This is a genomic window from Streptomyces sp. NPDC001156 (assembly GCF_053598275.1).
In genome coordinates, this window is sequence record NZ_JBSFJX010000317.1 from 1 (window position 1) to 6870 (window position 6870).

The 6870-nt window shown below is 70.7% G+C and carries 7 protein-coding genes; 5 read left to right on the top strand and 2 right to left on the bottom strand.

Going from position 1 to position 6870, the window contains the following annotated elements; translation table 11 throughout:
- Positions 1–331 precede the first annotated feature (331 nt).
- Positions 332–1348: an extracellular catalytic domain type 2 short-chain-length polyhydroxyalkanoate depolymerase gene (locus tag ACWDA7_RS48875; RefSeq protein ID WP_450614173.1), complete on the bottom strand. Its 1017-nt coding sequence runs from the start codon at positions 1346–1348 to the stop codon at positions 332–334.
- 302 nt (positions 1349–1650) lie between these two features.
- Here ACWDA7_RS48875 and ACWDA7_RS48880 point away from each other — a divergent pair, with 302 nt between their 5' ends.
- Complete coding sequence (locus ACWDA7_RS48880; protein ID WP_450614175.1) at positions 1651–2298, top strand: TetR family transcriptional regulator; 648 nt, start codon at positions 1651–1653, stop codon at positions 2296–2298.
- Positions 2299–2421: 123 nt separating this feature from the next.
- Positions 2422–3918, top strand: coding sequence for a carboxylesterase/lipase family protein (locus ACWDA7_RS48885; RefSeq protein ID WP_450614177.1), 1497 nt, complete (start codon positions 2422–2424; stop codon positions 3916–3918).
- Positions 3919–4191: 273 nt separating this feature from the next.
- On the opposite strand, the gene ACWDA7_RS48890 is transcribed toward ACWDA7_RS48885, so the two are convergent.
- Complete coding sequence (locus ACWDA7_RS48890) at positions 4192–5151, bottom strand: GlxA family transcriptional regulator (protein ID WP_450614179.1); 960 nt, start codon at positions 5149–5151, stop codon at positions 4192–4194.
- Positions 5152–5292: 141 nt separating this feature from the next.
- Between ACWDA7_RS48890 and ACWDA7_RS48895 the strand changes: the two genes are divergently transcribed.
- From ACWDA7_RS48895 to ACWDA7_RS48905, 3 genes are all read left to right on the top strand, one after another.
- Positions 5293–5592, top strand: coding sequence for a putative quinol monooxygenase (locus ACWDA7_RS48895; RefSeq protein ID WP_450614181.1), 300 nt, complete (start codon positions 5293–5295; stop codon positions 5590–5592).
- 186 nt (positions 5593–5778) lie between these two features.
- Entirely contained in the window at positions 5779–6342 is a 564-nt protein-coding gene (locus tag ACWDA7_RS48900) for a PaaI family thioesterase (protein ID WP_450614183.1), read from the top strand.
- Positions 6343–6360: 18 nt separating this feature from the next.
- Positions 6361–6675, top strand: a complete 315-nt coding sequence (locus ACWDA7_RS48905; protein WP_450614185.1) for a DUF4326 domain-containing protein — start codon at positions 6361–6363, stop codon at positions 6673–6675.
- Positions 6676–6870: the final 195 nt, after the last annotated feature.

Here is a 6870-nt window from a genome sequence, read left to right on the forward strand (position 1 = left end):
ATGCGGGTGCGGATCGCCACGCCGGACGGGCCGACGGCCACGAAGGGGGCAGCGATCGTACGCAGCGACTCACCACGCATCGATCTGCCCCCTCCCCAACACGTGACCAGCAACAGGAAGAACGCTACCGGCCGGCACTGACAGTGCCCGCCAAGCGGTCGTGCGCGCTGCAACACCACGAACAAGTACATGCTCGTGCACACTCACGCACACTCCTGCACATCCGAAACCGAACAGCTCCCAACCCTCCCGGTGTGTCCCTTTCACCTCCAACCTTAGGTGGGTACTTATCCATGGGCACCGGGAGGACGGGCCGGACCGACGAGCCGGGTCAACCGCCCAAGGCGTGGACCATGTTGACGATGGCCCTCATCTGCGGCGCGCTCTTGACCGCATAGTCCGAGCCGGTGTAGCCGAACCAGTCCCAGCAGCCTTGCGGGTTCACCGGCCAGATGCTGGAGACGGCCTGCGGGTAGAGGACGACGAGGTTGTTGGTGTCGGCGTAGGTGTCGAGGTTGCCCTTCTCGGCGAAGGCGGTGCCGAGGAGTTGCTGGGCGGACAGGCAGCCGTGCAGGGCCACCACGAGCTTGCAGGGGGCGCCGGCGGCGCAGGAGGGCGGGACGTAGAGCTGCCCGGTGGTGTCCATGGACAAGTCCCCCGCGGAGCCGCCGGGGACATAGGCGGTCTGGTCGAAGTGGCTGAGGGTGCCCTGGGGGGCGCCGCTGTTGCGCGGGTTGACCCCGCCCAGCCATGCGGTGAGCATCTCGCGCTGCGGGTCGTTGTGGCAGTTGTTCAGGAACGGCGGCAGGGTCAGCGCGCAGGGTACGACGCCGTCGGGCGTGGGCCAGGAGTGGCCGGCCGGGTCCCAGTCGTGGTAGGTGACATCGGCGTCGAAGTGTTGGTAGAAGTCGACGCCGGCCTGGGAGACCAGCGGGTTGACGACCGGGTCGAGGTAGCCGTGATAGGTGTACACCGGCTTGCCCGCCAGGTTGGCGACGGGGTCGATACGGCCCTGCGCCGTCCAGTCCTCGGCCTGGCGCTCCAGCGTGCCGACGCCCAGTCCCAGGTCGCAGGTGACGAACTTGATCACATTGCCCTGACCGCAGGCGTACGGCCCGGCCGCGACGATGCCGGCGCCGTCGAAGGTGCGGGAGTAGGCGACCTGGAGCTGGGTGGCCATGAAGCCGCCCGAGGAGACTCCGGTGACATAGGTGCCGGTGATGTTCAGTTCCGGCAGGGGCGGGGTGGCGGCCTGGGCCGGCGCGGCCAGGCCGACAGTGGCCAGAGCAGCCGCGGCACCGAGGACGGCGATGCCTTGGACGGCTCTGCGTAGGGAGCGGAACCTCATTGTGCACACTCCGGTGATGGGGGAGGGATGACGAGGACCGCCCGTGCGGGCGGCCTCGGAGAGGACTGCTCAAGCCGGGCCCGATGACCCGCACCGCCCGTTCGGCGGTGCATCGGACAGCCGGCAGCAGGTCGCGCACACGCGGCGTGGATCGGCCGAGCTGCCCCGGCGTCGTTCTCCATGTCCACGTCGCCAACCAATCGATTGGTTGTTTCCGGATCGTTGCGAGTTACCATCCGGCTTCTGCGCTACGGTGTCAACCAATCGATTGGTTGGAATTCTTCGAGTCCTCAGGAGCAGCCATGGACCTTCCCGCATGGGAGCCCCGCCGGGTCGTCGCCATGGCAGCGGTCCTGCCCGACGGCGTCACACCGCCCGGCACGCGGGGACGGATCCTCCAGGCCGGCCTCGAACTGTTCGCCGAGTCCGGTTTCGCGGGCGCCTCGATCCGGCAGATCGCAGGCATGGTCGGCATCAACTCCGCGACCCTGTACGCGCACTACCCCTCCAAGGGGCATGTGCTGGCCGAGCTGGTGCGCATCGGGCACGAGGAGATGCGGGCCCGGCTGGCCGAGGCGGCCGACGGCACCCGCAAGGACAGTGCCGCCCGGCAGCTGACCGCCCTGGTCCGCGCCCATGTCCTGGTCCACACCGACTATCCGCTGCTGGCGGTCGTCACCAACAGCGAGCTCCACGCCCTCGATCCGGAACTGGCGGCGCCCTCACTCCAACTGCGCGACGAGTGCCGCCGACTGCTCGCGGACGTCCTGGAACAGGGCATTAAAAACGGTGAGTTCAGCCTCGCCGATCCGCTGCTCGCCGTCACGGCCATCGGCGGCCTCGGCGTACAGGTCGCCCATTTTTTCGGCCCCACCCTCGGCCGTACGCGTGAACAAGTAGCCGATCAGTACGCGCAGTTCGCGCTGCGCATGGTCAGCCCCGACCGCTGAACGCCCTGGCTCCGCACCCGCCCGGTGTGCCGAGCCGCGGCGTTTCCCTACCCTGCCTGAGGGGGGCTTCACCGCCCCCACCCGAAGGGGGCTCCCCGCCCCGCCCTGCGTGAAGGAGCGACCATGCGACCGGTCCTCGCCACCCGCCACGGCTCCGTCCGAGGCACCGTCGGACCCGCGGGCATCGCCTGCTTCAGGAACATCCCCTACGCCGCCGCGCCCACCGGGCCACTGCGCTTCGCACCACCGCGGCCGCCCGCGCCATGGGACGGGATCCGTGACGCCGACGCCTACGGCCCCACCGCCCCCAAGGCCCCTTACCCCGCACCGATGGACCGCCTCATCCCCGAGGCCGACATCCCCGGCGACGACTTCCTCAACCTCAACGTTTGGACCCCGGACCCGGCCGGGCGCCTGCCCGTGATGGTGTGGATCCACGGCGGCGCCTTCAGTAACGGCTCCGGTTCCGTCCCCGGCTACGACGGCACCGCGTTCGCCCGCGACGGCGTCGTCCTGGTAACCCTCAACTACCGCCTGGGCGCACAGGGATTCCTCCACCTCGGCCCGGACGACTCCGTACCGGCCAACCCCGGCCTGCTGGACCAGATCGCCGCCCTGGAGTGGGTCCGCGACAACATCGAGTCCTTCGGGGGCGACCCCCGGCGCGTCACCGTCTTCGGACAGTCGGCCGGCGCCATGAGCATCGGCGCCCTGCTCGCCATGCCCGCCGCCAAGGGGCTGATCCACCGCGCCGTACTGCAGAGCGGCGCGGCCCACCACACCCTCTCCCCCGCGTCCGCCTCCCTCGTCGCCACCCGCCTGGCCGCGATCCTCGAGGTCCCGGCCACCCGGCCGGACCTCGCCGCCGTACCCCTGGAGCAACTACTGGCCGCGCAGCAGCAGTTGCGGGCCGAGATCTCCGCTCGCCCCGACCCGGAGCTGTGGGGCGAGGCGTCCGTCAACATGATGCCCTTCGAGCCGGTGGTCGACCAGGACACCCTGCCCCGTACGCCCATCGACGCGATCGCCGACGGGACGGCCGCCGGCATCGATGTTCTGGCGGGCTGGACCCGCGACGAGTTCCGCCTGTTCACCGTGCCCACCGGGCTGCACGGCCTGGTGACCGACGAGCTCGTGGAGCGCGCCGCCGCCGCGTACGGCCTGCCGCCCGTCCAGGGCGTGCCCGTCTATCGCGCTGCCTTCCCGGACGCGACGCCGGGCGACCTCTACACCAAGATCGCCACCGACTGGTTCTACCGCCTGCCCGCCCTGCGCCTGGCCGAAGCGCAGACGCGCCACGGTGCCCGCGCCTTCGTGTATGAATTCGACTGGGCCTCCCCGGCGTTCGACGGCACGCTCGGCGCTTGCCATGCCGTCGAGATCCCCTTCGTCTTCGACAACCTGGCCGAACCCGGCTTCGCTCCCCTGCTCGGCGACACCCGGCCGCAGGACATCGCCGACAGCATGCATGCCGCATGGGTCTCCTTCGCCACCACAGGAGATCCCGGCTGGCCCGCCTACCGTGAATCCGACCGCGCCGTCCGCCGGTTCGGCTCGTCACCGGAGATCACCCACGATCCGGACCACGAGCTGCGGGTCTTGTGGGACGGCTTGCGTTGAGCCCGCGCCGTCACACGAGGCGGCAGGCAACGTGAGGTGACACCGGCGCCGGCGCCTGACGAGACGTGGTGACCAGCGCGCCGCGCGGGGCCCGTTCCCCGAGACGCCTGAGTCAGCGGCACCAGTCGGTGGAGAGCCGTCCGCGCCTCCCGCGCTCCGGTCACCGGCATGGGCGAGAGCCCCGCCGCGCTCTGGCGCCGGGCCGCTGGGAGTGGACCGTCACCCGGCGCGGATCCAGCACGCCGCGGCACTGGGCCGAGCATGCGGGATGCCTCACCGTCCCCGCAAAGCGCCGGCCGTCTCCCCGGTGCGCTCGCGGAGGAGGATGCGAAGCGTGTTCGCGTGCTCGTAACCGACCTTGCGGGCGATGACCTCCAGTGGCAGATCGGTGGTCCGCAGCAGATGGGAGGCGCGCTCGACGCGCAGGTCCTGGACGAAGCCGACGGGCGACGTGCCGAGCGTGCGACGCACGGCACGCTGGAGCGTGCGTTCGCTGACGCCGACGGCCCGCGCTCCTTCGGCGATCGAGATCGGCCGGTCCAGGTGGATCCGGGCCCAGCGCTCGAACGCCGCAAGGGTCGGGTCACTCTGCGCGAGGGCCGCGGAGATCGTGTACGCCGCCTGGGACGGGCGCTCGTCGACGACCAGATAGCGGGCGACGAGATCAGCCAGGGCCGGACTGCTCATCCGCACGATCGCGAGTGCCAGGTCGACGTGCCCGAAGGCCGCGCCTGCCGTGGTCACACCGTTGGACGTGGTGACCATGCTGGTCTCGTCGACGGTGACCGCCGGATAACGCCTGCGGAAGTAGGGAGCGAGCCACCAACTCGTCGTGGCGCGACGACCGTCGAGAACGCCCGCCTCCGCCAGCAGGAAGGTGCCCGTGCAGGCGGAGGCGACGGGCGTGCGACGTTCACGCGTCGCGGCCACCAGCCGCCGTACCTGAGTGGATTCCGGGCCCGTGACATGCGCGATCAGGGCGTCGGGCCGCCGCTCGGCCAGCGCGGGAACCAGCAGCAGATCCGCCTTCTCCGCCGCGCCGACGGGGACGGTATCGACGAGATGTCCCGCGCCTGTGCGGATCCGCCGCCGAAAGCCGATCTTGGTGACCTTCCAGGCGGGCGGGGGCTCCGGAAGCTCGTCCCGCATGGCGTTCGCCCCGTCGAGCACATCGAGCAGGGCGGCGAGCCCGGAGTCGAAGACGCCGTCGTATGCCAGCACAGCCACATCCATGACGGGAACGATATCGGACGCGTCGTTTCCGACACTGGGGGCGGCGGGCCCGGCCGCCTAGATTCCTCGATGTCCGGACGAGATCCGGTGCCCGGTACCGGCACCGCAGCTTTCACGAAACCCAGACAACGGGAGTGCACCATGACCAAGCTCGGACTGCTGGCACGGATCGAGGCCAAGCCCGAGTACGCCGACGAGGTCGAGGCCCTACTGCGTGACGCGTTGCAGCTCGCGCAGCAGGAGAACCACACCGTCACCTGGTTCGCGTTCCGGCAGAGCACCACCACCTTCGGCGTCTTCGACACCTTCGACGACGAGCAGGGGCTGCAGGGACACCTGCAGGGCAGGATCGCCGCCGCACTGATGGAGGCCGCGCAGACCATGCTCAGCGAGGCTCCGGACATCCGGCCGGTCGACCTGCTGGCGGTCAAGCTGCCCTGATCCAGGCGGCCCTGAGACACCAGGGTCCCTGACGGGCCGGGGCGCAACGCGCCGAGCAACAGCCCCGGCCCCATGGGCCTTTCAGCCTGACAGCCGGGCGGCAGCGTGGAGACCGCGCTGCCGCCCGGCGCCCCGCACATCACCGACGGACCCCCGAGAAGGGGGCAGTAAAGGACGGACAGCACCATGGCGCAGCCCGCCACGCAGAACCGCACCACCGGCCACACGCCCGCCGACGCGGCGCTCCCTGCCGGGACCCGCTCGCGCACGCACACCTGGGAACCGCCGAAGGGTTACGCGACCGCCGGTGGCCCCACGGGCATCGAGCTGGCCCGGATGAGCCTCGACGGACGTCTGCCCGAAGCCCCGATCTGCGGAACGCTCGGCTTCCGGCTGGTGGAAGCCGAGGAGGGACTGGCCGTCTTCGAGGGCGAACCCGGCGAACACCACTTCAACCCCATGGGCACGGTCCACGGAGACTACATGGCCACCATCCTCGACTCCGCGCTCGGTACCGCCGTGCTGACCGCCCTGCCCGCCGGCCGGGCGTACACCACGGTGCAGCTCGGCGTGAACCTGGTCAGGCCCGTGTTCGACACCACGCCGACGCTGCGCTGCGAGGGCAGGGCCGTCCATGTCGGCCGCACGACCGCGACCGCCGAGGCCCGGATCGTCGGGGCGGCCGACGGCAAGCTGTACGCGCACGGGACGGCCACCTGCGCCGTCTTCGCACTGCCCGACGCTGCCTGAAAGGCGAGGAGGACCGGCATGGCCACAACCACCGTCGTCAATCTGAAGGGCCACCGCGGCGATCCCGAGTACGCGGACGTGGTCTACGTCGGCCGGGCGATGCGCCGCGGCGGATGGGACCTCGAGGGCTCGCCGCTCGCGAGCCCGTTCCGGCCGGGACGCGACGGCACGCGCGAGGAGGTGATCGAGAAGTACCGCGCCCATCTCCTCGGCCGCCCGGACCTCCTCGCCCTGCTGCCCGGCCTCCGCGGCCGGAGACTGGGCTGCTGGTGCGCACCCGAACCGTGCCACGCCCAGGTGATTGCGGAACTGACCGAGTCACTGGCCTCCTAAGGGTTTGCAAAGAATCAACGTGTTGCTTCCCGCTCCGGGGCTCGTTGACGTGGTATACGCATCCCAGACGAAGCCCGCGGCCAACTCGCTGTGAAGTTCGCGGTGTTGTTCCCGCATCTGGACGAGCGGCAGCGGCGGCTGCTCATGGGTGCCGAGGCCCGGGTGCTGGGGCATGGCGGTATCCGGGCCGTCGCG

Bases quoted from the DNA above. Each gene is read 5' to 3' on its own strand.
- ACWDA7_RS48875 (WP_450614173.1), bottom strand. From the start codon at position 1,348: ATGAGGTTCCGCTCCCTACGCAGAGCCGTCCAAGGCATCGCCGTCCTC.
- ACWDA7_RS48880 (WP_450614175.1), top strand. From the start codon at position 1,651: ATGGACCTTCCCGCATGGGAGCCCCGCCGGGTCGTCGCCATGGCAGCG.
- ACWDA7_RS48885 (WP_450614177.1), top strand. From the start codon at position 2,422: ATGCGACCGGTCCTCGCCACCCGCCACGGCTCCGTCCGAGGCACCGTC.
- ACWDA7_RS48890 (WP_450614179.1), bottom strand. From the start codon at position 5,151: ATGGATGTGGCTGTGCTGGCATACGACGGCGTCTTCGACTCCGGGCTC.
- ACWDA7_RS48895 (WP_450614181.1), top strand. From the start codon at position 5,293: ATGACCAAGCTCGGACTGCTGGCACGGATCGAGGCCAAGCCCGAGTAC.
- ACWDA7_RS48900 (WP_450614183.1), top strand. From the start codon at position 5,779: ATGGCGCAGCCCGCCACGCAGAACCGCACCACCGGCCACACGCCCGCC.
- ACWDA7_RS48905 (WP_450614185.1), top strand. From the start codon at position 6,361: ATGGCCACAACCACCGTCGTCAATCTGAAGGGCCACCGCGGCGATCCC.